The organism is Psychrobacter sp. 1176_08, from assembly GCF_052850615.1.
Map to the genome: position 1 here is coordinate 271,864 of NZ_VXCU01000003.1, position 24,953 is coordinate 296,816.

19 protein-coding genes are annotated in these 24,953 nt (G+C 43.3%); 9 read left to right on the plus strand and 10 right to left on the minus strand.

The window, feature by feature from the left end; all coding sequences use genetic code 11:
• Positions 1 to 132 precede the first annotated feature (132 nt).
• Positions 133 to 1,002, plus strand: coding sequence for a hypothetical protein (locus FW759_RS05525; protein ID WP_446442397.1), 870 nt, complete (start codon positions 133 to 135; stop codon positions 1,000 to 1,002).
• Positions 1,003 to 1,184: 182 nt separating this feature from the next.
• On the opposite strand, the gene FW759_RS05530 is transcribed toward FW759_RS05525, so the two are convergent.
• Positions 1,185 to 2,012 (minus strand): IclR family transcriptional regulator, encoded by an 828-nt coding sequence (locus FW759_RS05530; protein ID WP_062844923.1) that lies wholly within the window; start codon positions 2,010 to 2,012, stop codon positions 1,185 to 1,187.
• 176 nt (positions 2,013 to 2,188) lie between these two features.
• Here FW759_RS05530 and FW759_RS05535 point away from each other — a divergent pair, with 176 nt between their 5' ends.
• The gene (locus FW759_RS05535) at positions 2,189 to 3,373 is read left to right on the plus strand and encodes an acyl-CoA dehydrogenase (protein ID WP_062844922.1); all 1,185 of its coding nucleotides are present in this window, start codon (positions 2,189 to 2,191) and stop codon (positions 3,371 to 3,373) included.
• 175 nt (positions 3,374 to 3,548) lie between these two features.
• Entirely contained in the window at positions 3,549 to 4,838 is a 1,290-nt protein-coding gene (locus FW759_RS05540) for a CaiB/BaiF CoA transferase family protein (RefSeq protein WP_062845960.1), read from the plus strand.
• 79 nt (positions 4,839 to 4,917) lie between these two features.
• Here the strand turns inward: FW759_RS05540 and FW759_RS05545 are convergent, their stop codons facing one another.
• Positions 4,918 to 5,688 (minus strand): IclR family transcriptional regulator, encoded by a 771-nt coding sequence (locus FW759_RS05545; RefSeq protein ID WP_062844921.1) that lies wholly within the window; start codon positions 5,686 to 5,688, stop codon positions 4,918 to 4,920.
• A gap of 248 nt (positions 5,689 to 5,936) precedes the next feature.
• Between FW759_RS05545 and FW759_RS05550 the strand changes: the two genes are divergently transcribed.
• The 4 genes from FW759_RS05550 (at position 5,937) to FW759_RS05565 (ending at position 11,117) form a co-directional block, all read left to right on the plus strand.
• Entirely contained in the window at positions 5,937 to 7,403 is a 1,467-nt protein-coding gene (locus tag FW759_RS05550; protein ID WP_062844920.1) for an NAD-dependent succinate-semialdehyde dehydrogenase, read from the plus strand.
• A gap of 111 nt (positions 7,404 to 7,514) precedes the next feature.
• On the plus strand, positions 7,515 to 8,777 hold the full coding sequence (gabT, locus tag FW759_RS05555; protein ID WP_062844919.1) for a 4-aminobutyrate--2-oxoglutarate transaminase: 1,263 nt from the start codon (positions 7,515 to 7,517) through the stop codon (positions 8,775 to 8,777).
• Between the two features lie 327 nt (positions 8,778 to 9,104).
• A complete protein-coding gene (locus FW759_RS05560; RefSeq protein WP_062844918.1) occupies positions 9,105 to 10,547 on the plus strand; it encodes an APC family permease in 1,443 nt (480 codons plus the stop codon).
• Between the two features lie 348 nt (positions 10,548 to 10,895).
• Complete coding sequence (locus tag FW759_RS05565) at positions 10,896 to 11,117, plus strand: hypothetical protein (protein WP_062844917.1); 222 nt, start codon at positions 10,896 to 10,898, stop codon at positions 11,115 to 11,117.
• A gap of 236 nt (positions 11,118 to 11,353) precedes the next feature.
• Here FW759_RS05565 and FW759_RS05570 read toward each other — a convergent pair whose 3' ends face one another.
• From FW759_RS05570 to carA, 7 genes are all read right to left on the minus strand, one after another.
• Positions 11,354 to 12,715 carry a glycosyltransferase gene (locus FW759_RS05570; RefSeq protein ID WP_062844916.1) on the minus strand — a complete coding sequence of 454 codons (1,362 nt, stop codon included), beginning with the start codon at positions 12,713 to 12,715 and terminating at the stop codon, positions 11,354 to 11,356.
• 144 nt (positions 12,716 to 12,859) lie between these two features.
• The gene (locus FW759_RS05575) at positions 12,860 to 13,732 is read right to left on the minus strand and encodes a TIGR03915 family putative DNA repair protein (RefSeq protein WP_062844915.1); all 873 of its coding nucleotides are present in this window, start codon (positions 13,730 to 13,732) and stop codon (positions 12,860 to 12,862) included.
• A 202-nt stretch (positions 13,733 to 13,934) separates the two neighbouring features.
• On the minus strand, positions 13,935 to 15,203 hold the full coding sequence (locus tag FW759_RS05580) for a putative DNA modification/repair radical SAM protein (RefSeq protein WP_062844914.1): 1,269 nt from the start codon (positions 15,201 to 15,203) through the stop codon (positions 13,935 to 13,937).
• A 306-nt stretch (positions 15,204 to 15,509) separates the two neighbouring features.
• A complete protein-coding gene (locus tag FW759_RS05585; protein ID WP_062844913.1) occupies positions 15,510 to 16,367 on the minus strand; it encodes a hypothetical protein in 858 nt (285 codons plus the stop codon).
• A gap of 373 nt (positions 16,368 to 16,740) precedes the next feature.
• A complete protein-coding gene (gene greA, locus FW759_RS05590) occupies positions 16,741 to 17,217 on the minus strand; it encodes a transcription elongation factor GreA (RefSeq protein ID WP_057760725.1) in 477 nt (158 codons plus the stop codon).
• 344 nt (positions 17,218 to 17,561) lie between these two features.
• Positions 17,562 to 20,825 carry a carbamoyl-phosphate synthase large subunit gene (gene carB, locus FW759_RS05595; RefSeq protein ID WP_443571917.1) on the minus strand — a complete coding sequence of 1,088 codons (3,264 nt, stop codon included), beginning with the start codon at positions 20,823 to 20,825 and terminating at the stop codon, positions 17,562 to 17,564.
• A gap of 152 nt (positions 20,826 to 20,977) precedes the next feature.
• Positions 20,978 to 22,219: a glutamine-hydrolyzing carbamoyl-phosphate synthase small subunit gene (gene carA / locus FW759_RS05600; RefSeq protein ID WP_062844911.1), complete on the minus strand. Its 1,242-nt coding sequence runs from the start codon at positions 22,217 to 22,219 to the stop codon at positions 20,978 to 20,980.
• Positions 22,220 to 22,916: 697 nt separating this feature from the next.
• Here carA and FW759_RS05605 point away from each other — a divergent pair.
• A complete protein-coding gene (locus FW759_RS05605) occupies positions 22,917 to 23,453 on the plus strand; it encodes a gamma carbonic anhydrase family protein (protein ID WP_062844910.1) in 537 nt (178 codons plus the stop codon).
• 27 nt (positions 23,454 to 23,480) lie between these two features.
• Here FW759_RS05605 and FW759_RS05610 read toward each other — a convergent pair whose 3' ends face one another.
• Positions 23,481 to 23,930: a hypothetical protein gene (locus FW759_RS05610; RefSeq protein ID WP_446442398.1), complete on the minus strand. Its 450-nt coding sequence runs from the start codon at positions 23,928 to 23,930 to the stop codon at positions 23,481 to 23,483.
• Positions 23,931 to 24,109: 179 nt separating this feature from the next.
• On the opposite strand from FW759_RS05610, the gene FW759_RS05615 reads away from it, so the two are divergent.
• Positions 24,110 to 24,901: an HAD family hydrolase gene (locus tag FW759_RS05615; RefSeq protein WP_446442399.1), complete on the plus strand. Its 792-nt coding sequence runs from the start codon at positions 24,110 to 24,112 to the stop codon at positions 24,899 to 24,901.
• Positions 24,902 to 24,953: the final 52 nt, after the last annotated feature.

Below are 24,953 nucleotides of genomic sequence, written 5' to 3' on the forward strand. Positions count from 1 at the left end.
TCCAAATTATGTACGCTTGCAACTGGCGATTATCAGATGGTTATATGTTGAAAAACAGCCGTTAAAAGGGAATTGGAATGAGGTTTTGGCGCAAGTTTCGAGATAATACTTTATAATTTTTTTGAGATTAAAATGAGCGATGACCCTATTGAAATAGTTGCTAAGCTTGATGATGATAAAGAATACAGCTTAGCCCCATTTATTGAATACTTTATTGATCGAGGGTTTAACATCCGTGCCAGTCAAATTGACAAAGAATCGTTGCCGAAATCTTTACAAGATAAACTTGTTATAGATGAGAATTTTACTTATATATCGGGGACGCTTAGGATGTTCTGTGAGGCATTTTTTTTGGGCAACAGCGGTCCAAGTTACCCATTCAATGAGTATAACTATCATAATATCTACTTACCCAATAAAGAGGACATTGAGCTTGATGTTTTTCCTGACGAATGTGATATTTATGCCTATCAAGCGATAACCATCACTGATCCTAAAGATGAAGGCGTAGATAACGTTTTTAAGATTGGACTGTTAAACTCTTTTTTACAGGGTAGGCTGTTGGTTATCAGCGTCATGTATGAAAGCTCTAAAAGAATTATGAATGCTTTAGACTATGACGAAGAAGAAACAAGCGATATAGGTTTCCCGCTATACCCTATAATCTTTAGGCATTTTGATCCATTAAAAATACTCTATGTTAATCTTACCAGTCATAGAAAGGATTTTTATAGCTTTTTCAGTGAAGAAGATAAGGATGCGTACCGAGACAAATTTGCCAATCGAATGACTGAAGACCCAGTGTTTATGACGGACTATTACAATAAAGGATGGTGTTATCAAGACTATATAGACACAGGTATTTTATACCGATTTTTTGATTTTTCATATTATCAAATCCTACTTTATCAGAAATATGCCGACAACTTTAACTGTCCAAAAGAATTACTAGAACAATCTTGGCAATGGTATCGAGAGAATGACCAGCGCTTTTTGGAATGACAATAAACTATCAAACTACCGATATGCGCTGACTTTATTTTTACGATCAAGACTCAAGATCAAAACGGATTATTATTTTTTCTAGTGAAAACTTCTTCATTTAAGCTTATGTCAACAAAATATTAATCTGATCATAGGCTGAAACGTACATACTTTGACGTGTCAATCGACTTAGCCAACCGCTAAACCCCACTCCCAATCCGCTCCGCCAACGTTTGCAACTTGGGCACAATCATCGACGCATACTCGTCCATATCCCAGTTGGCACTTGGGACACTGGCATTAAGCGAGTACGTATACTGCCCAGTTGCGACATCATACACACCGACAGCGACGGCCAATATATCAGTAGAAAACTCACCATCAGAGACCGTATACCCATACTTACTATAGTGTTCTACAGCTTGATCCAAAGCGGCTTGTGCAGGGGCGTACTCTGTTGCAGACACGTTATCTCGTATATTTTTTAGAATAATGTCTTGTCTGACTGGTGAGCTTGCTGCATAAAAAGCGCGGCCAATCGCGGTGTACGCCACGGGTACTGCTGAGCCAACTTGTAAGTTGACTGAGAGGCGCGCCGGGCTACGACAGCATGCGTGATAGCGCATTTCTCCTCCAATCTCTGTGGCCAAATTCACGGATACTTCGTTTTCGCGCGCAAACTGCCGTAGCAATGGTTCTGCTGCGGCAACCATGTCATGACGACTCCATGCGGTAGCGCTGAGCCTCATCGCACTACTACCCAGCTGATAGTGTCCGTGCTCTGTGATGCTTAAAAACCCAAGTATGGTAAGGGTATGGATAAGTCGCGTGATGGTCGCTTTTGGCAGTTTGGTCATTTGACATAATTGTTGATGACTGAGTACCTCTTGATGCTCAAAAGCCGTTAATAGCATCAACCCACGACCCAGCGCTGTCACAAATTGTCGGTCATTGTCTTCTTTATTTTGATGAAGAGCGCTATCCATTCGATCGAGTAATGGTGGGATATTCGATAAAGAGTTTGTCATTTTATACTCATATTTCTTTGATAAAGGTTTACAGCACACTGAAACTTTGCTTAAATAGAATTATATTGTGAAACTAAGTTTCGCATAGCGGAATAGCGAAGTCAATGACTTGTTAAATCAAACGGCTTATTAATCATTACTCTTCAGTCAGGAAGACTGATATCAAGGAGAAACACATGGCAACATCGACCAGCCCACGTTTTGATTGGGAAGACCCTTTTTTATTGCGTGATCAGTTGACAGAAGAGGAGCGTATGGTCACTGACAGCGCTCATCAGTTTTTTCAAAAAGAGCTGATGCCAAATATCGTGGAGGCCAACCGTAACGAACACTTTGATCGCAACATCATGCGTCAAATGGGTGAAATGGGTCTACTTGGCGTGACGATTGAGGGCTATGGTTGTGCTGGACTGTCGAGCGTGGCTTATGGGTTGATTGCCAAAGAGGTGGAAGCGGTGGATTCAGGTTACCGCTCAGCGATGAGCGTACAGTCCAGCCTAGTGATGCATCCTATTTGGGCGTACGGCACAGAAGAGCAAAAAGAAAAATATCTACCCAAACTTGCTACGGGTGAATATGTCGGTTGCTTTGGTTTGACAGAGCCAGATTCAGGCTCAGACCCATCATCGATGTCGACACGCGCGCGTGCGGTTGATGGCGGCTATGAGCTGACAGGTAATAAAATGTGGATCACCAACAGCCCTATCGCGGATGTGTTTGTCGTGTGGGCAAAAGACGATGCAGGCGAGATTCGTGGTTTTGTCTTAGAAAAAGACATGAAAGGACTGTCCGCCCCAAAAATCGAAGGCAAATTTTCATTGCGTGCGTCCGTCACGGGTGAGATTGTCATGGACAAAGTATTCGTCCCTGAAGCCAATGCTTTCCCAGATATCCGTGGTCTAAAAGGACCGTTTGGCTGCTTGAATAAAGCCCGTTATGGTATCGCTTGGGGCAGTATGGGTGCGGCAGAATTCTGCTGGAAGGCTGCCCGTCAGTACACGCTAGACCGCAAGCAATTTGGTCGTCCGCTCGCCGCAACGCAGCTGGTACAGTTGAAGCTTGCCAATATGCAGACTGAGATTGCTTTGGGTCTACAAGCGGCGCTGCGTGTTGGTCGCTTGATGGATGAGCACAATGCGGCACCTGAGATGATTTCTATGATCAAACGCAACAACTGCGGTAAGGCATTAGAGATTGCTCGTGTGGCTCGTGATATGCATGGTGGCAATGGTATCTCTGATGAATTCCATATTATTCGCCATGTGATGAATCTAGAAGCCGTCAACACTTATGAAGGCACGCATGATATTCATGCACTTATCTTAGGCCGTGCACAGACAGGCATTCAAGCATTTTATTAATCTTGTCTAGGTAATAACTGTTAGTATAGTTTTATCTTATAGCGTACGTCACTGTCTGATTCACCAAATAGTATTTATGGACAGTAACGTACGTTTTTTAGTGGTTATCCATAATCACTGCATGTTAAAGCAACAAAGAATACGTTAAAAATAAGGGATTATTATGACTGTCGCCATGTCCACGCCATCCTCGTCTAAAAGCACTGATCATATTGTTAAACCCGATGGCAATATCAATGAAGATACTAATGACAGTATCAGTGAAAGCGGTGACGTACCCAAAGGCGCATTGCATGGTATCAAAGTGCTCGATTTATCAAGAGTGCTGGCAGGTCCTTCTTGTACCCAAATACTTGCTGATCTAGGCGCAGACGTCATCAAAGTTGAGCGTCCCAAGATAGGGGACGAAACACGGCACTGGGCACCACCAACATTCAGCGATAACACATCAGCTTATTACGCCACCATCAACCGCAATAAAAAATCACTGACCGTAGACATCACTGCGCCAGCAGGGCAAACCATCATCAAACAGCTCATTGCTGGCAGCGACATTGTGGTAGAGAATTTTAAGGTGGGTGGTCTTAAAAAATACGGCTTGGATTACGACAGTCTCAAGCAAGCCAACCCGCGCCTGATCTATGCTTCTTTAACAGGGTTTGGGCAGACAGGGCCAGATGCAGCGCGACCCGGCTATGATTATATTATTCAAGGTTTGTCAGGACTGATGAGTATCACAGGTCCTAGTGATGGCGAACCGCACAAAGTTGGTGTGGCAGTCGTTGATTTGTTTGCAGGCTTGCAGCTGACGATTGGTATTCAAGCGGCATTATTGGCGCGTCAAAACACTGGGCTTGGGCAGCAGGTAGATGTGGCGTTATTAGACAGTGCGTTGGCAATGCTAGCCAATGTGGGTATGAATCATCTTGCCTCGGACAAGATACCACCAAGACTTGGCAATCAGCATCCGAGTATCGTTCCTTATCAAGTTTTTGCAGCTGAAAACGAAACGCACTTTATCTTGGCTTGCGGCAATGACAGTCAGTTTACCAAGCTTTGCGAGGTGCTGGCAGTTGACTGGCACACGGATAGCCGTTTTATGACCAACCCTGATCGCGTTGCGCATCGAGATATATTATGCGACGCACTTGCTGAGCGGTTTGCCAAGCAACCAAGAGCACACTGGCTGGCAGTTTTGGATCAAGCAGGTGTTCCATGCGGTGCGATACACAATGTCGCTGAAGCGTTGGCGATGCCGCAAGCAAAAGCACGTGAGATGATTGTTGATTTTGCCGCATTTGACAGCCCGATAAAAGCGCTCGGTAGCCCCATTAAATTGTCCGCATCGCCAGTCTCTTATCGTATACCGCCGCCACGTCTCAGTGAGCATACTGATAGTACACTTGCAGATTTGGGTTATGATAGCGAGATGATAGCCAAGCTAAAAGCAGATGGCATTGTCTGATGGGTTCTTAAAACCGATTTACCTCTGATTTTATTATATGGGTCATGAACGACACGACCCATATAGCGACGCTATCACATCACTTCGCCTCATTAGAGCAAAATCCTAAACGCTGCTCCATTTGTTTCGCTAACTCAATCAATACCGCGCTGACTTCTGCCCGTTTGACCTCATATTCTCCTTGCAAAAAACTGACCGCCATACCGGCAATGACATTACCCGAAGCATTACGAATATACGTGCCTAAACAATACATTCCCTCGCGCAGCTGCCCATCATCAAGAGATATTCGGCTGTTTTGAATATCAGCTAACTCCGCTTCCAAATCAGTAAAGTTTTTCACACCGCGCGGTGTCATAGGCGCGGGAAAGCCTGTCGCATACATGGATTTTATGTTTTCCATAGACAGTGTTGAAAGCATCGCCTTACCTGTTGAAGAAAATACCGCAGGTACACGGACACCAGCGCGAAAGGTAAATCCAAGTGGAGCGGGCGCTTCATGGCACGCCAAAAATACCACTTCGCCCAAATCCAGCTTAGACAACGTAACTGTATGCTGTAGCAGAATAGGGTACTGCACGATAAGCTCTTTGAATAATTGTATGACGCCTTGCTGCTGTTCGTACTTGCCCGCCCAATACATCAAATAAGACCCTAAATGAAAACGGTTCTCCGCATCTTTATAGATCACATGCTTTGCCAGTAAGCTCTGCAGAATATTATGCGTTGAGCTACGGGGCAGATCCAATTCTTTAGAGATATGAGCAGCCGTTAAAGGTTGGAGGCTATCAGTAATCAAATCTAAAATTTGGAAAGTCTTGTCTAATGCAGGAACGGAAGTGACGCTCATAAATAACCCATAAAAGTGAGTAAAATTAATAAGATAGAAAAATAATGAAAGAAATATTCATAGAAATGATTTTAGGGGTTGCAAATAACCGACTATCATTCCTATAATAATGTCTCGTATATAGAATTAATGTTCAGTATATTGAACATACAAAGTGTTATCAACCCGTATTTTATACCTAAACATTTATTTATCGTTATGCTTTTATTTTGATAAATCTGCAATTCCCAATTACAAGGAGCGTTTATATGTCACAGCATACGCTACAGCTATCAAACCCAGAACTGCTGAAACAGCAGTGTTTCATTAAAGACAGTTGGCATGGCGCGAGCGACCAAGCCACCATCGACGTAACCAACCCCTTTAATGGTGAAGTCATTGGTACTGTGCCAAGCCTGACGACTGAAGACATTAATGAGTCGGTTGCCTATGCTCATGACGTGCAGAGTGTTTGGGCAGCCAAAACGGCGCAAGAGCGTGCAGAGCTACTCTTAAAATGGGCAGACCTTATTGATGCCAATAAAGAAGATCTGGCAATCATCATGACTGCCGAACAAGGCAAGCCTTTAACCGAATCACGTGGCGAAGTTGGCTATGCTAACAGCTTTATCCGCTGGTTTGCAGAAGAAGGTAAGCGCATTTATGGCGATGTCATTCCTGCCAATAAATCACAACTGCGCCATGTTATTTTAAAGCAGCCTATTGGTGTTTGCGCAGCGATTACGCCTTGGAACTTTCCAGCCGCGATGATCACTCGTAAAGTGGCGCCTGCATTAGCAGCAGGTTGTACCATTATAGTCAAACCTGCAACAGAAACGCCATTTTCTGCTTTAGCATTAGGTGCGTTGGCCGAGCAAGCAGGTATTCCAGCAGGCGTTATTCAAGTTGTGACTGGTAAATCTTCTACTATTGGCGATATCTTAACAGGTGACGCGCGCATTCATAAGCTGTCGTTTACAGGGTCTACTGAAGTCGGTCGTACGTTGATGGCTCAGTGCGCACCAACCATCAAAAAACTTTCATTAGAGCTTGGCGGTAATGCCCCATTTATCGTTTTTGATGATGCTGATCTCGAAAAAGCGGCTGAAGGTTTGATCGCTTCTAAATATCGCAATGCTGGTCAAACCTGTGTTTGTGCCAATCGTGTTTATGTACAAGACAGTATCAAAGACGCTTTCTTAGACATATTTGTCAAAAAAGTAACCGAGCTTAATGTTGGCAATGGCATGGAAGAAGGCGTAGATATTGGTCCACTAATCAGTAAAAAAGCGTTGGATAAGGTGCAGGCGTTGCTTAAAGACGCGCTAGATAAAGGCGCGACGTTGGTCACAGGCGGTAGCGTAAACGAAGCGTCAGAGCTGACTTACAATCCTACAGTCATCACTGACATTAAGAGCGAGATGGACATTGCGCACGAAGAAATCTTTGGCCCTATTGCCACTATCTTTACTTTTAAAGATGAAGAAGAAGTCATTCGTCAAGCCAATGACACTATCTATGGCTTGGCCGCTTACTTCTATAGCAACGGCTATGCTCGTGCATGGCGTGTGACTGAAGGTCTTGAGTATGGCATTGTTGGTCATAACACAGGTCTTATCTCTACAGAAGTTGCGCCGTTTGGTGGCGTGAAGCAGTCAGGCTTTGGACGTGAAGGTTCAAAGTATGGCATTGAAGACTATGTGGTTATCAAATACTGGTGTTCTGACGTCAGCTAATGATTTGCCCAAACGTTTTACCACTCATTTTATTATGCAATCTTGAATCCTCAGGTTTTAGTTTATCTAACTGAGATTGTTTATATCAAAGATAAAGAAAAGGATATTTTTATGACAACCACCAATCAATCATTACTTGAGCGTCGCAAAGCAGTTTTACCAACAGGACTTGGCGTTGCTTTTCCTATTTTTGCAGAAAAAGCAAAAAATTCAGAAATCTGGGATGTAGAAGGTAAGCGTTACATCGACTTCGTCGGTGGTATATCCGTTCTTAATACGGGTCACAGCCATCCAAAAATTACTCAGCGTGTGCATGAGCAATTGGATAAGTTCACTCACACTGCGGCACAAATGATCAACTATGAGTGCTATGTGGATTTGGCTGAAAAATTGTGCGAAAAAGCGCCGATTAGTGGCGATACTAAGGCATTCTTTTTGACGACGGGTGCAGAAGCCGTTGAAAACTGTATCAAGATTGCACGTGCAAAAACAGGTCGTCCAGGTGTCATCTCTTTTGTTGGTGGTTGGCATGGTCGTACGCTCATGTGCATGAGCCTAACAGGCAAAGTACTGCCATACAAAAAGAACTTTGGTCCGATGCCAGGACCTGTATTCCATGCGCTATTCCCTGCTGAAGAGTTAAATGTCACAGAGGCACAAGCATTACATAGCCTTGAGATGATTTTCCAAGCAGACATCGATCCTAGTGAAGTGGCAGCAATGATCGTTGAGCCAGTTCAAGGCGAAGGTGGTTTCCATCAAGTAACCCCATCATTTGCTAAGGCATTGCGCGCTATCTGTGATGAGCATGGCATCGTACTTATTTTTGATGAAGTGCAGTGTGGTTTTGCCAGAACCGGTACATTGTTTGCTAGCGAGCAATTGGGCGTTGAGCCTGATCTTATGACTTGTGCCAAGAGTTTGGCAGGTGGTTATCCTATCTCTGCCGTCATTGGTCGTGCAGATATTATGGATGCGCCTCAAGTAGGCGGCCTAGGTGGCACTTACTCTGGTAATCCACTTGCTTGTGTGGCAGCACTTGCCGTTATAGAAGTGATCGAAGAAGAGAACTTACTGGCGCGCAGTATTGAGATTGGCGACAAAATTGAGTCGTTCTTAAAAGGTCTCAATCTGAGCAGCATTGGTAATATTCGTCACAAAGGCGCTATGTTAGCGTTTGACTTAGTAGATAGTGAAGGCAAACCTGATACTGAGGCAACTGCCAACCTAAAAGCAAAATCATTTGAACAAGGTTTGCTATTGGCATCTTGTGGTATGTATGGCAACGCGATTCGTGTGATGGTTCCGTTAACTGTTGAAGATGACGTCCTACAAGAAGGTTTGGATATCATCAAAGGCATCTTAACGGCGTAATTAAGTACCTACTTTATAGGTATAGAGCATTTATAGTTATTTACTGTTTGATGGATCTCTTTTAGCCAACGATGAACAGGCGTTCAAGGCTATTGTTAATACAACAGCAAGGTTGCTCTCATGTCACTCATTTAGAGTGTGTTTTTGAACGGCGCCTTGCAAGTCAAGACGCCGTTTTTGCTGTCTGTTTAAAAATTAAATAAATAGCAAACGACGGTTTTTAGGCAAACGATCTATATGGTAAATAGGGTGGGTACTGTCCCACTAAACAGAAATAGTGTAACTGTAATAGGTTCACACGGATGACACACAGACAAGGAGTAGGTTATGTCTGAATTAAAGAAAACGTTGGGTGTGTTCGATATCATCGCATTGGCGTTCGGTGCCATGGTCGGTTGGGGCTGGGTTGTACTGGCGGGTGGTTGGATTATCTCGGCAGGTATATGGGGTGCGGTCAGTGCCTTTTTGATCGGTGGTCTTGTGGTTATCTTGATCGGCGTGGCGTATGCAGAACTGGCAGCATCTATGCCCATCACAGGGGGTGAGCACACATATACACATCGGGCACTGGGGGTGAATGTCTCCTTTATCTGTTCGTGGAGTATTTTGTTTGGTTATTTTTCCGTGGTGGCCTTTGAAGCGGTAGCACTGCCTACTGTTGTCGAATATATCGTTCCCAATTATAGTCAAGGTTATCTTTGGAATGTCGCTGGCTGGGATGTTTATGCCACGTGGGTCGCTGTCGGGATGATCGGTTCAGTGATTGTCACATGGCTCAACATACGCGGTATGGAAGTCAGTGCTTGGTTCCAAAAATTAGCAGTCGTAGGTATTTTCCTCGTGGGTATATTGCTGTTCATTGGTGCCCTGTTGTTCAATCCCGAAACATCCAACTCAGTACAAGCCCCAGCCTTTATTGGTGGTATGGGCGGCATCATGACCGTCATGGTAATGGTACCGTTTTTATTCGTTGGTTTTGACGTGATTCCGCAAGCGGCAGAAGAAATCAATCTGACCCGTCCAAATATCGGTAAATTTTTGATTGTGTCTATCATTATCGCTGTACTTTGGTACGTGGCGGTTGCTTGGAGTGTGGGTAAGACTTTACCATTATTACAAGCGCAAGACTCAACGTTGGCTACAGCTGATGCAATGACCAATGCTTGGAATGGTAAATGGGCAGGTACGTTGCTTGTTATCGGCGGTGTACTAGGTATTTTATCAAGCTGGAATGCATTCCTTATCGGTGGTAGTCGCTTATTGTACGCCATGGGTAAAACGCACATGTTGCCGCAGTTTTTATGCAAGCTACATCCTAAGTACAACACCCCAGTCAATGCGATTTTATTGATTGGTGGTTTGGCGACATTAGCACCATTGTTTGGTCGCAAAATGCTTGTGTGGATTGTTGATGCTGGCGGGTTTGGTATTGTTATCGCTTATACTTGCGTAGCATTATCGTTTTTGGTATTGCGCTACCGTGAGCCTAATATGGTACGTCCGTTTAGAGTACCAGCAGGTAAATTGGTTGGTATTATTACCATTCTGCTCAGTCTTGGTATGTTGGCGCTTTATCTACCAGGTATGCCATCCGCTCTTGTCGCTATTGAATGGTGGATTTTCCTTGGCTGGACAGTTCTAGGTGTTGCATTATATGGTTATGCTTCAATGAAAAACCCAGGTAAGAGCAAAGAAATTATGGATCATGAGTTACATGAGCTCAAAATTGCTAATCAGCAATGGTTAAAAGAAAATCCATATAAAAAATAGTTTTATTTGTCTGAATAAACTGGTTCAATCGTAAAAAAAGCCTAACGTCAAGCGTTAGGCTTTTTTGTTGCTTTTAAAAAGTATGTAAATAGATTGATAGCAGAAGAGCGTAAATCAGAGTCATGACATGAATTTTTAAAGGGTAGCGTTTTTTGTCCTAACTAAAAAACATGAAGTCACAACTCATTGAGCGATACATATCCTTTTCTGTCATCGCCAAAACAGTTTGTCAAAGTGCAAACCTATAAGAAATTACATAATTCAATTTTTTATTTATTGACATTTGTAAACTATAAAGTCAAATTATTCATCTTTATCTACTTTCTTATTGTCATGGAGGACAAATATATGATTAAAAGTGGAGATCAATTGAAATGTACCAGTGGTAACGATTTTTTTTCGGAAGGATCTATCTATACCGTAGGTAACATTATAAATGAGAAATTTTTCCAGATAAATATTGGTCTAGGTGATGAGCATTGGTACGCAACAAAAGACAGCGAAGGGATATATGTCCGCTTCGATTTAGAAAATCATCTAGTCAATGACGCTTGGTTTGCGCTACTGTAGCACCATTATCTACTGATCTATAAAGGTCGCTTAATGTTCGATTTCATCTGTTAAAAATATATCGAGGGAACGATGAGTTTTTGTAGATCGAAATTGTTTTTACCACACGTATTATGATAGATGACAAACGATGAATGCTATTTAAGCAGTCACTGGGTTTTTTGCTTTCTATCACTAAAGGGATGAGCAAGGTTTTTCAGCCTAAAGTGTATGTTTATTGACGATATGATACGGATTTACAAATTCTTATCCTCTTGTACGGTTTCTGCATCCGTAATCGCCTTTGTGGTCTCTGCTACCTTAGGCGTTTCTTGCAGCGGTTTCACATTGGCATTTTTGCGATTGAGATTCAGTGCTCGTTGATCGAACGAAACATCGCTAACCGTAGATTCTCGGGTAGCCTGAGAGGATTTTTTTAAACGTCTTTTGAGCTTTCGGTCGGCAGCAGCATCGATTTCGGCCTGTTCTTTGGCTATTGCTGCATCATGAAGCCCTTGATAGACGGCGAGCGTCTCTTCAATCATCTCACGCATGGTAAATTTATTTGTCATTTCAGGACGCGTCACGCTTTCTAGCTGGTTTCTCACCGCTTTACAAAGCGCATTGGCATTGTATTTTTTTACCAAGCCTTGCGGATACAGCGGTTGTAATATTTCACTGAAGGCTGCTTGATCCCAACCAATGACTGGCGTACCTAAATGAATGGCTTGTAGAGCATTGATGCCAATTGATTCAGGCTCATTGGCAAGTGCCATTACAATATTGGCGGCTGACAGCCATTCGCGCATGTCATTGCGTTTTCTACCCACGTATGTGATGCGCTCGGCCAAACCTAACGTATTGGTACGTTGACGAAAGTCTTGGTGGGAGACATCATTTTCTCTATAGTCATCATCCATGATAATAGCGTGGATGTTGGGAAATTGTTCTTGTAAATTACCTAAGATATCAATCAGCCACTCTTGACCGTATTCATGACCAATAATAGTAGGAAACACCAGCCATTTTTTATGCTCAAGTTCAGGATATTCAGCAAAGGTATGTCGGAGCCAGTATACAGAAGGATTGTGCCGATAAGGGTAGCGGCGCGTGTCGACGCCGCGGTAAATCCGCTTGATGGTTTTAGGGTCAGCGTCTTCAAGACGCAAACCTTTCTTTAAGTAATTGGTCACACTATCAGAGACCGTGATAATCGTGTCAACATTCAACAACGCTTGTGAATATTTATTGATAGGATAGAAGCCATACATGGTCGATACCAATTTTGGCATGCGCTTGACGCGAGCACGGCGCAGAGCCAAGTGCAATATCCATGCGGGGGTACGCGAATGTACATGAATGACATCAGGATTGTACTTTTCAATCAATCGTCGTAGCGGGGCAACTTGTAGTAATGATAACCAAGATTTTTTATTCATATGCAACTGATGGTAGAGGTTGCCATCACGTTTGAGACGTCTGACCAAATCATTGTCTTCCTCTGCGCTTGAGACAATGATGGAGGTGTGCCCATTTTTTACCAATGCGCGCCCAAGATGAAAGATACCGCGCTCGGATTCATCATGTTTGAGAGACGACAGTAAGCGCATAATCTTCATAATAGCGTGGGTCACTGGTTAATGATATGAAGCTGCTATTGTCAGTTAAAAATAGTCAAAACTCAACCATCAAGATAAAAGATAAGGTCAAATGGTGAATGGCTAAAAACGACTACAAAAATATAGTCAAAATCCTCAAAGCCCCTAACGGCGTTTTGTCAGATGCTCAGCGTTGGGTACGACCTGTTTTTCACTTAAGTATTTCCAATAGCGCTGCGGTAAATATTGCTTATGCAACCGTGGGTTCTTACGCTCCTTAATATTGACATTGGTAAAGTAGCCTTGCCAAAATTTTTGATAACGCTGCTCATCATCACTATGAATGCTAGCAGGATTGCGCAGCACCGCATCATCAAGGTCAGTGATGGTTTGCAGTTCTGCAGGCTGGGAGGGTGTGCTGTTACTTTTGTCATAATAAATGCCATAACCGCGTGTCAGATCGTAAATGGCCCAGTGCTGATCTTGGTAACGCTGACGAAAATGCTCACCAATCAGAGGCAAGACATTAAAATCAGGTGCGACACGCGCAAAGTAAATGTCATCAGTGGTGTGCTCAAACCGCACGAATGCTTCCATACGATGCTTTTCACGCCCTACAGATTTTACGGTCTGTACCAATTCAAGCACTTCTAAATTGCCTACATCTTGCATAATCTGACGAGTAGGGTAGTCAATCGCATATTTAATCACATGAAACAAAGTTGTACCGATATTGTTTTTTTCGGACAAAAACCCCCATAAGACATTGCGCATACCTGAGCGGCCCAAAAGCTTATTCAGCTTTATTAATACGCGCTCCGCTTTGTCTTCATCTTTGTGAACGCTCACTGCTTGAGCAATCAAGGAAGGCGCATAGTCATCTTGAGCGAACAGTTGCAATGCTGGCTCGTGCTGTAATCTGTGTTCGTAGACATAAAAAACAGCACTAAGCCACCCTTCAAAACTTGGCTCATAGAGCACGATACTGGGCGTTAACTGACCGATGGGATAAGAGGTATCGAGAGTAAGTTGCGACATTTTTTATCCTAAAATGACGGTAGGGATATTGTGGCTTATCTTAAAAGCGACATTTTGATAGCGTATTTAAAATACAGAGTATGGTCTCAGGTGCTACTGCAATATTTTTCTTGCTTGCTGTTCGCATAGCGTGACAGAGGCTACAAAAAATATTACCAGTAGCGCTGGCTATATATAGGGTTTTAGAGTGATCTTGTGATATTTAAAATAACACCAACTGACCGCTACGCTGATCTTTAAACTTGGTTTGCGTTTGCGCCAATACGTATTGACGAAAGTTATCTCGCGTCAAATGTGCTAAATGCTCGTTTTTACCTGTGGTGGCAATAAAGTATTTGGCACGATTGACCGCGGCGCCCATCTTTTTTAGATGATATAAAGTCAGTTGATTAAACTTACGTGCCTTGATGATTTTTTTGGCCGTTTTAGTACCAATACCGGGTATCCGCACGATCATCTCATAAGTCGCGGTTTGAATATTGACTGGGAAATGCTCACGATGGCGTATTGCCCAAGCCAGTTTTGGATCACAGTCCAAATCTAAGAATGGCGACTCGGGTTCTAGAATCTCATGCGCACCAAACCCATAGAAACGCATCAACCAATCTGCCTGATAGAGACGGTTCTCGCGTACCATTGGCACGGGCGTACCAATCGCTGGCAGACGATTATCAGACAGCATGGGTACGTAACCAGAATAGTAGACACGCTTTAGATCATACGTTTTGTAAAAGTGACTGGATAGTTGAATCACCTGCAAGTCTGTCTCATTACTTGCCCCAACGATCATCTGGCTGGTTTGACCTGCTGGCGTGAATTTCGGTGCTTTTTTATGCGTTTTACGGCTCTCACGAATAGTAATAATCTCTTCTTTTACTGTCTCCATCGGTGCTTTCAATTGCTCATGTGATTTTTCTGGTGCGAGCAGAGCCAGCCCTGACTTGGTTGGGATTTCAATATTCACGCTTAGACGATCGGCGTATAGTCCTGCCTCTAGCAACAACTCTTTTGACGCACCCGGAATGGTTTTTAAGTGAATATAACCGTTAAAACGCTCGCGGGTACGCAATATCTTGGCAACTTCAACCAATCGCTCCATCGTATAATCGCCGCTTTTAAAAATACCTGAGCTTAAAAATAACCCTTCGATGTAATTACGACGATAAAATTGCATGGTCAAATCAACCACTTCTTCCACACTAAAAGCGGCACGTGGCGTGTCATTGCTTTTTCTGGAAGTACAGTAAGCACAATCATAAATACAATGATTGGTCAAAAGAATCTTTAGCAAACTGACGCAGCGACCATCTTCGGTATAGCTGTGACAAATGCCAGTTGCTGAGGCATCACCAAGTCCGCCACCTTGGTTTTTTCGCGTACCAGCCGAGGAAGAGCAAGAAACATCATATTTAGCCGCGTCTGCTAAAATATTGAGCTTGCCCTGTAGTCTTTCATAATTGATAGCTGCCATAAGTGGGTATTTACCAATGTATTAATGAAAGACTATTTTAGCAAGATTGACGTTAAGTTATTGTATTTATAGGAAAAGATTAAAAACAACACGACATTTAGTGTCGTTTTTTAAAGTACAGTTTATAAACAGTAAAAGCAGCGCTTTACCAAATGATAAACAGTCGTTATTAAACATTGAAACTTATTGTCAGAGAACAAAAAAAGGCGTTGCCCGCTATTAGTTAATTTAGCGGACAAAGCCTTTTATACCGAGTATTACTGAGTCATTGCTTAATATTTCAAAGCTGGATTTATCTATTAGATCTTACTGAACTTTGGCGCGTATCACCACAGTTTGAGCAGCATTGGGATTCAGGTTCACTAAGTTCCACTTAAGACCTGAGTAATTTTCTTGAATAACGGTCGTGTTACCGACTTGTTGAATGGTTTGATAGCTACCGCCGCCTGTGGTTGCAAGCGTTGGTATCGAACTATTCAATGATACCAGTTGCACGCCGCTTGGTAGAGATACCATCGCATTGATATCGTTGACTGGTTGGGCTGTGGTATTGGTATAAGTGGTGTGGTATTCGATAATGTCGCCGGGCGCTATGTGATTGGCAGGGACTGCGACGTCACGTCCAGCACTGTTTTTTAGGATCTTCATGACTTTGGTTTGGGCATTGACGATATCAGGCGTACTAAATGTCGGGGTAAGTCGTAGAGCATCTAATGACGTTGTGGTTATCTGGCTGGTCACGGGTAGCTGCGTCGCTGTTGTGACAGGCGTTACTTGTGTCACGGTACTGACGGGCGTAGTGATAACGTCCACGTTGGAGACAGTATTGGTCACTTGGTTGCTGACAGGCACGCTGGTAACCGTGGTGCTACCTTGAGTCACAACCGTACTGTTATTGCCAGCTTGACGGACAACATATCGCGGAACCGTTGTCACTTGAGTGACGGCATAAGGCATACCATCCTGCATGGTAATACCATTTGGTGTCGCAGTGATGGTTGCCGTCTTACCGTCTGAGTATTGTTCAACGACAGTCGTACTACCACCAGCAGGCGAGCTAATGGCGATTTCAGGCGCAGCATGTGCCACTGATACCGTCAGTACGGCACCCGCCATAATGGCCGAGACCACTGTGGTTAATGATGTATCAAAATTTATGCTCATAAAAGGCTCCTTTAAAATAACGGTAAATGAAACAGCAATAAATAATGTATAGACAAGAAAAACCCTTGTTAAATGACACAACAGAGTATGCCAAATAACAAGGGTTTCGGTACTGACGACAGTCAATATTAACTATCAAACCATCATTATTTTCGATTAGAAGTTATACCAAATGGCATAAATATCCATACTCAAGCAATTATGCGCCAAAACAAATTGAGTAGAAAAGCAGCATTGTGTAACTGCTATTTTATATATAATGACGGTTTAAATGATGTTATTTGCCTATTAGCTAGATGAGCTGCTGTTTCGTCTGCTTTAATATAGAGCTTCTATCAAAGCATGTTTTTATAAAGGCACGATAAGCACAAAATCAATCGTAGATAACTTTCATTACTTCGTATTCAACCACACCTTTAGGGGTTTCGATACGTACTTCATCACCTTCAAACTTACCGATAAGGCCACGAGCAATTGGTGAGTTGACTGAGATTTTGCCAGCTTTGAAGTCGGCTTCATCGTCACCAACGATTTTGTACTGTTTTTCTTCTTCAGTGTCCATGTTTTCGATCACGACGCTGACGCCAAACACGATACGACCTTCTTTTGGTAACGTTGAAGGATCGATAACCTGAGCACCACCAAGTTTTGCTTCGATATCACGAATACGTGCTTCACAAAAGCCTTGTTGCTCACGAGCAGCATGATATTCAGCGTTTTCTTTTAAATCGCCGTGTTCACGGGCCTCAGCAATGGAAGCTGTGATGCGTGGACGGTCGACACTTTTTAACTGTTTTAATTCGGCTTCTAAAGCCGCATGTCCTTGCGGAGTCATGGGATAACGTTGCATGTTTTTTCCTTAAACCAATAACACCACACCACCTCATAAGGAGATGGTGTCAATGTTGTTGCAATGAGTATGAAATATAAAAAGAGTGGGGTTCAGATGGTGTCATCAGTAAACGGGCTATTATGTATTAGCACATTTACTCTTAGTACCAAGCAAACTGACAGTACCAAGCGCACTGAACCTTACGTAATAAAAAGCATAGTCGCAGTTCAGCCACTATGCTTTTGTAGGTTTGACTCTTTAAAGATATTGTTTTTTTAACGTACGATTGTCACAGAATAATCAATAACAAGTCTTGGCTAAGCTTTTGTATAAGCTTAGCGGTTATGCTTAATCTACTGAAATTATTCAGTCACGTCAATAGTCTTTGCTTGTTCATGTAAATCTTGCAACTTATAGACTTCAAATGGCAAGTCAATCGCATAAGATTTACAAACTGCATCTGCTGCACCTAACGTGGTGACATAAAAGACTTTACCTTGTAAGGCACTACGACGAATAGAGAATGAATCCTCTTGCGCCTGCTTACCTTCAGTCGTATTGATAATAAGGTCAATCTTACCGTTTTTCAAGGCATCAACGATATGAGGGCGGCCTTCAGTAACTTTGTTGATTTGCTTACACTCAATACCAGCATCGCTCAGTACCTTTTGCGTTCCTGTGGTCGATACGATATTGAAACCGAAGTCTACAAGTTGACGAGCGATAGGAGCGATTTGTGCTTTATCGCTATCACGAACTGAGATAAAGACGGTCTTATTCTCGCCCTCAGTAGGCAGACCTGGCAAGCGCTCATTACTACCGATGATGGCTTTGTAAAATGCTTCGCCAAAAGTCTTACCCACGCCCATTACTTCACCCGTTGATTTCATCTCAGGACTCAAGATTGGATCGACACCAGGGAACTTAGCAAATGGGAATACCGCTTCTTTAACCGCGTAAAATGAAGGAACGATTTCAGTGGTAAAGCCTTGGTCTTTCAGTGACGTACCAGCCATACAGCGAGCGGCGATTTGTGCCAATGACGTACCAATACACTTAGAGACAAACGGGACAGTACGGGCAGCACGGGGGTTCACTTCTAAGATATAAACCGTTTCACCTTTGACCGCGAACTGAACGTTCATGAGGCCAACCACGCCAAGCTCCTTTGCCATAGCCACGGTTTGTGCACGCATGACATCACACAGCTCATCTGATAGTGAGTATGGCGGTAGTGAGCAAGCTGAGTCACCAGAGTGGACACCTGCCTGTTCGATATGTTGCATGATACCACCGATGACGACATCTGTACCGTCACATACGCAGTCCACATCGACTTCGATGGCGTCATCTAGGAAGCGATCGAGTAGGACAGGCGCCTCATTCGAGGCTTGTACGGCGGTACGTAGATAATGTCTTAGTTCATCTTCGTTATAGACGATTTCCATCGCGCGACCACCAAGGACATACGATGGACGTACAACCAGTGGATAGCCCACATCTTTTGCTTTAACCAATCCATCTTCTAAGCTGGTGGCTAGAGCGTTTGATGGCTGAGTCAAATTAAGCTGCTGAATCATGTGCTGAAAGCGCTCACGGTCTTCAGCGCGATCAATCGCATCAGGGCTAGTACCGATGATTTTTACGCCAGCAGATTCTAAAGCGCGGGCAAGTTTCAAAGGCGTTTGACCACCGAACTGGACAATCACACCATCTGGATTTTCGATACGGACGATCTCTAGCACGTCCTCTAATGTGATTGGCTCAAAGTATAGACGGTCAGAAGTGTCATAATCGGTCGAAACCGTTTCAGGGTTACAGTTGACCATGATAGTCTCATAGCCGTCTTCACGCATGGCAAGCGCTGCATGGACACAGCAGTAATCAAACTCAATACCTTGACCGATACGGTTAGGGCCGCCACCGATAACCATGATTTTTTTCTTGTCAGTTGGGTTGGCTTCACATTCGCTATCGTAGGTTGAGTACATATAAGCGGTGCTGGTGGCAAACTCTGCGGCGCACGTATCAACACGTTTATACACTGGATAGACGTTTAAATCCCAACGCTTTTTACGTAGTTGCTTTTGTGACACGCCAAGCAATTTAGCCAAACGCAAATCTGACAAACCTTTACGCTTAAAGCTGCGTAGATTTTTCTCGTTCAATCCACCAAAGCCTAAGGATTTCACGGTTGCTTCGGTTTTAACGATGTCTTCGATTTGTACCAAGAACCATGGGTCAATCTTAGTGAATTTAAACACCTCGTCGACGCTCATACCAACGCGGAAAGCGTCTGCAATGTAGTAGATACGATCAGGGGTTGGAATCGTCAAGCGATTGATAATTTCGCTACGAGCCTTCTCAGCACTGACTTTTGATAAGTCAACTTGCTCATCAAAACCATCCGCGCCTGTTTCCATACCGCGTAAGGCTTTTTGCATCGACTCTTGGAAGTTACGACCAATCGCCATCACTTCGCCGACCGATTTCATCTGAGTCGATAGGATGTTGTCCGCTTGTGGGAATTTTTCAAAGTTAAAACGAGGAATCTTGGTCACGACATAATCAAGCGCAGGCTCGAAGCTGGCTGGCGTTTTGCCGCCTGTGATGTCGTTTTGCAATTCATCTAGCGTATAGCCAATCGCCAGTTTTGCTGCGATTTTGGCAATTGGGAAGCCAGTGGCTTTTGAGGCGAGGGCAGACGAGCGTGATACACGTGGATTCATCTCGATGACGACCATACGGCCCGTATCAGGGTTGATACCGAACTGTACGTTTGAGCCGCCTGTTTCTACACCGATCTCACGCAGTACTGCCAAAGAGGCATTACGCATGATTTGATATTCCTTGTCGGTCAATGTCTGCGCTGGGGCAACGGTGATTGAGTCGCCTGTATGCACGCCCATAGGGTCAAAGTTCTCGATGGCACAAATGATGATGCAGTTGTCGTTTTTGTCACGGACCACTTCCATCTCGTACTCTTTCCAACCGATTAGTGATTCATCGATGAGCAGCTGATGGTTTGGTGATAAGTCAAAACCGCGCTCACAAATCTCAATAAACTCATCGCGGTTGTACGCGATACCGCCGCCTGAACCACCCATGGTGAATGACGGACGAATGATGCAGGGATAGCCCATCTTTTCTTGAGTGGCAAAAGCTTCTTCCATGGTCTCAGCGGTTTCAGCGCGTGGGCACTCAAGACCGATACGTTTCATCGCTTTGTCAAATAAGTCGCGATCTTCTGCCATCTCGATTGAGTCTTTGGTCGCGCCAATCAACTCACAGTTGTACTTGGTTAGTACGCCATGTTTGTCTAGGTCTAATGCACAGTTGAGCGCGGTTTGTCCGCCCATGGTTGGTAGGATTGCATCGGGGCGCTCTTTGGCAATGATTTGCTCAACCGTCTGCCATGTGATCGGCTCGATATAGGTGGCATCTGCCATGACAGGGTCAGTCATAATGGTCGCAGGGTTTGAGTTGACCAAGATGACGCGGTAACCTTCTTCTTTTAGTGCTTTACACGCCTGTGCGCCTGAGTAGTCAAACTCACACGCTTGGCCGATAACGATGGGGCCTGCGCCAATGATAAGAATGCTTTTTATGTCGGTACGTTTTGGCATAGTTAGAGCTACCTTCGTTTGATGATATTTTAAGTAATCTTTATTTTTAATAACGCTTGTGGCGTTTTGTACTTACAATGCTTCGCTACAGTGCTGCTCAAACCGCTTTTAGCGATTCAAGCATTGACTTATTATCAAGTTATAACGACCATTTAAGCTTGGGCAGTTTTAGCCGCTTCCATCATCTCAGCAAACTTATCAAATAATGGCGCGCAGTCATGTGGGCCAGGGCTGGCTTCTGGGTGACCTTGGAAGCTAAAGACAGGCTTATTGGTCAGCTCAATACCTTGGTTGGTACCGTCAAATAGTGAGCGATGGGTAGATTTGACATTGTCAGGTAGCGTGTCTTCATCAACCGCAAAACCATGGTTTTGACTGGTGATCATCACTGTGCCAGTTGCCAAGTCTTGTACGGGATGGTTGGCACCATGATGGCCTGTTTTCATCTTGATAGTATTAGCCCCGCTGGCAAGACCAATCAGCTGATGACCTAAGCAAATACCAAACGTTGGCACGTCAGTCTCTTCAATAATGTGACGCACGGCGTCGATCGCGTAATCACAAGCCGCAGGATCGCCTGGGCCATTTGATAAGAAAATACCATCTGGGTTCATCGCGAGCACGTCTGCGATAGGCGTTTGTGCTGGGACAACAGTCACGTGACAACCACGGTCTACGAGCATGCGTAGGATATTGGTTTTGCTACCAAAGTCATAAGCGACGACATTATATTTAGAGTCGATATGAGTACCAAGCTGTTTAAAAAAGCCGCCAGTACCGCTGTCATGGCTACCCTCTACATCACGGTTGAGTAGGGTGTCTGATAAATCCCACGTACCTGCAGTCCACTCAAAGCTGTCTTTGGTACAGCATTCTTTTGCCAAGTCCATACCTTCTAAACCAGCAAATTCTTGTGCCAGTTTGATGGCCTGTTGCTCGTCTTCTGATGTGATTGTCTCACCGTTTGAGGCAGTCATGATACAACCGTTCTGAGCACCTTTTTCGCGTAGTAGGCGAGTCAATTGGCGTGTGTCGATTTCAGCGATAGCGACCGTATCATTGCGCTTTAGATAATCAGCAAGCGATTCAGAATTACGGAAATTTGAGGTAACCATGGTCGCGTCACGAATGATAAGACCGTCAGCCCACACTTGATGACCATTACCAGATTCAGTGTCTTCGCTATTGGTACCAGTGTTGCCGATGTGCGGGTAGGTGAGAGTCACCAATTGACGTGCATAACTTGGGTCAGTCAGGATTTCTTGATACCCTGTCATGGCTGTATTAAATACCACCTCACCGACGCGATGACCAAGACTGCCGATACTCACACCGCGAAAAATTGTACCGTCTGCTAGTGCCAAAATTGCTTGTATTTCTGCCGATGAATTCAAGGGTTGCCTCCGCTATTATGTGTGAGTGCCATGATATTTTGCATCCAAAAATGGGATGAAAAAGCTTCTTAATTGTTTATTTATTATTGCCAAATAAGCGTAAAAAAAGCTTCAAACCCAAATTTTTTCCACAAAAAAGCGAGAAGACATTATTGATGAAAACTACAAATCCCACTAGATAGTGAATAGGTAACTTGCATCATGTCCGCTCGCTTAGGCACAGATTTTGCGCATTATATACAATATATGTACAAATAGCCAGTCGATTTTATAATCTACGCGATAAACATAAATCTTGTAACTATGTTAAATATAAGATAAAGCGTTATTTGTGAGGGAGTACTAGAGTAAAATGGCTTTGATGCCGACTTATCAGTCAGTCATTGCTTATAAAACCATTCATATAGAATAGACAAACAATTATCTGGGCTAAAATAGCCTAAGCATAGGAAATATACTCTTTATATAACTACTGTCTTTATAATAAGTGTTAAGTGTTAAGATTCTAGCGACATTAATAGGACTGGATTTTAATGAATGGCTTTGCCACAATAGGCAGCGTTGTTTGCCATATTATTATAGTCGCAATAGCTGATACTGACTATCAGTCGATTTTTTGAAATACAATCAACGATAACCACTAGTATTCGTTATTCGAGACAATTGTAAAAAACAATAAATATAACAAGGAGTCGTTATGATTTATCAATATTTAGATAAAGTGCCTGAATTTGCCGTACCATTCAACGGCTGGGTCGCAGACTCAGCACAAGTGATGGGTGATGTATATTTGGGACATCAAGCCAGTGTTTGGTTTGGTGCAGTGCTGCGCGGTGACAATGAACGTATTCATATCGGTGATTACAGCAATGTACAAGAAAATAGCGTGATTCATACTGATGCTGGTATTGAAGTAAAAATTGGCAATTATGTCACTATTGGTCATTTGGCCATGCTACATGGCTGTGAGGTTGGGGATAATAGCTTAATCGGTATAGGTGCAGTCGTATTGAATAAGGCCAAAATTGGTAAAAACTGTCTCATTGGTGCCAAGGCGTTGGTTACAGAAGGCCAAGAGATTCCAGACAATTCATTAGTTATGGGCGCACCTGCAAAAGTAGTAAAAACACTAACCGATGAGCAAGCGGCCATGCTCAAATTATCAGCAATGCACTATGCGGAGCGTTGTCAAAAATTTAAAACTGGTTTAAAAGAAATTGCTGTGCCAGATTAAATGGTCATGCTAAGTAAGCAGTAGCCTTTAAGTCATAAGCATCATAATCAGCCAGATGATGGCAAAAATGATAATACCAATGATAAGTCCGCGAAAAACATCATGGCGTACGGAATAATCGTTTAGGTAAGCGTTATTATTAGTAGACTCGTCGATATTTAGAGCATTGACGCTTTCAGCACCAGCAGATTTGCCAACGATGAGACCCATTATAGCCCCAAGTATCAGCATAAAAGGGGTAAATAACCAAAAAATCTCACCGTTACCAATACCGAATATTGAGCGGATGATTACAACAGCCAGATCGATCAGTAAGCCGCCAAATCCATACATCAAACCGTTCAAAAGTGCATGAGTTAGGCGTTCTGAGAATGATTGATGGCTAGTGCCTGATTGACGCTGTCTAATTTCTCTGATCGAGCGTGCAGGGCGCCGGGGTCTATTTGAGGTGTTGGTTTTAGGATTTGGCGATTTCATAGGGTTCCCAGTCTTTTTATTAAACATGCTAGATAAAATAAATTACCATGCTTTTATTTAGGGCATCGTAGTGTTATCGAAATTTTACTGACCAAATTTTCTATTTATAAAGTTCCATATTACAAATATTATTTATATTAAAAATTATGTTTTTTAACAAACCATCATAAGGCCATATCATGCAGGCAAATCAGGCAAATCAGGCAAATCAGGCAAATCAGGCAAATCAGGCAAATCAGGCAAATCAGGCAAATCAGGCAAATCAGGCAAATCAGGCAAATCAGGCAAAGAATCCTCAAAAAGAACTGGCATTATTTGATCTAGACCATACTTTACTCGATGTGGATAGCGACTATCTATGGGGCGAGTATATCGTCAAACATAATCTTGTTGACAAAGCTGAATATCGCACTGCCAATCAGAAATTTTATCAAGATTATATTGAAGGTACGCTGGATGCGACGGAATACAATGAGTTTGTCGCGCAGTTTTTGAGTAGCTTACCAATAGATAGGCTGCATGAGCTACGAGAAGACTATATCAAAAGTGAAATCGAGCCTCATATTCGCCCAAAAGCGATGGAAGTCTTATGTCAGCATATTGAGCAAGGTCATGATGTGGTGATTATCTCTGCGACCAATGACTTTGTCGTCTCTGCGATTGCCAAACGTTTTGGTATCGAAGACAGTCACGTGTTATCGACACCACTTGAGATAAAAGATGAGCGCTATACGGGCAAATTGACGGATAAGCCCAATTTCCAAGAAGGGAAGATTTATCATCTCAACAAATGGCTTGATAAGCAGCAAGTGGCTGGCATTGATTTCAAAAAAACGTATGCGTATTCAGATTCCAAAAACGACATTCCACTGCTTGAGTGGGCGGACGTGGCGATCTGCGTATCACCTGATGACACGCTACATGCGCATGCTCTAGCACATCGCTGGGCGGTAGAGGATTGGTCGCTTTAGTTGTGTGGTTCGACATCATAAAGAATTAACCAACTATTAAACGTTAATCTCT

Coding starts and splice junctions, on each gene's coding strand:
- FW759_RS05575 (WP_062844915.1), bottom strand. CDS start 13,732: ATGTCGCAACTTACTCTCGATACCTCTTATCCCATCGGTCAGTTAACG.
- FW759_RS05580 (WP_062844914.1), bottom strand. CDS start 15,203: ATGGCAGCTATCAATTATGAAAGACTACAGGGCAAGCTCAATATTTTA.
- FW759_RS05565 (WP_062844917.1), top strand. CDS start 10,896: ATGATTAAAAGTGGAGATCAATTGAAATGTACCAGTGGTAACGATTTT.
- FW759_RS05545 (WP_062844921.1), bottom strand. CDS start 5,688: ATGAGCGTCACTTCCGTTCCTGCATTAGACAAGACTTTCCAAATTTTA.
- FW759_RS05530 (WP_062844923.1), bottom strand. CDS start 2,012: ATGACAAACTCTTTATCGAATATCCCACCATTACTCGATCGAATGGAT.
- FW759_RS05570 (WP_062844916.1), bottom strand. CDS start 12,715: ATGAAGATTATGCGCTTACTGTCGTCTCTCAAACATGATGAATCCGAG.
- FW759_RS05550 (WP_062844920.1), top strand. CDS start 5,937: ATGTCACAGCATACGCTACAGCTATCAAACCCAGAACTGCTGAAACAG.
- FW759_RS05525 (WP_446442397.1), top strand. CDS start 133: ATGAGCGATGACCCTATTGAAATAGTTGCTAAGCTTGATGATGATAAA.
- FW759_RS05610 (WP_446442398.1), bottom strand. CDS start 23,930: ATGAAATCGCCAAATCCTAAAACCAACACCTCAAATAGACCCCGGCGC.
- gabT (WP_062844919.1), top strand. CDS start 7,515: ATGACAACCACCAATCAATCATTACTTGAGCGTCGCAAAGCAGTTTTA.
- FW759_RS05535 (WP_062844922.1), top strand. CDS start 2,189: ATGGCAACATCGACCAGCCCACGTTTTGATTGGGAAGACCCTTTTTTA.
- carB (WP_443571917.1), bottom strand. CDS start 20,825: ATGCCAAAACGTACCGACATAAAAAGCATTCTTATCATTGGCGCAGGC.
- FW759_RS05560 (WP_062844918.1), top strand. CDS start 9,105: ATGTCTGAATTAAAGAAAACGTTGGGTGTGTTCGATATCATCGCATTG.
- FW759_RS05540 (WP_062845960.1), top strand. CDS start 3,549: ATGTCCACGCCATCCTCGTCTAAAAGCACTGATCATATTGTTAAACCC.
- greA (WP_057760725.1), bottom strand. CDS start 17,217: ATGCAACGTTATCCCATGACTCCGCAAGGACATGCGGCTTTAGAAGCC.
- FW759_RS05585 (WP_062844913.1), bottom strand. CDS start 16,367: ATGAGCATAAATTTTGATACATCATTAACCACAGTGGTCTCGGCCATT.
- FW759_RS05605 (WP_062844910.1), top strand. CDS start 22,917: ATGATTTATCAATATTTAGATAAAGTGCCTGAATTTGCCGTACCATTC.
- FW759_RS05615 (WP_446442399.1), top strand. CDS start 24,110: ATGCAGGCAAATCAGGCAAATCAGGCAAATCAGGCAAATCAGGCAAAT.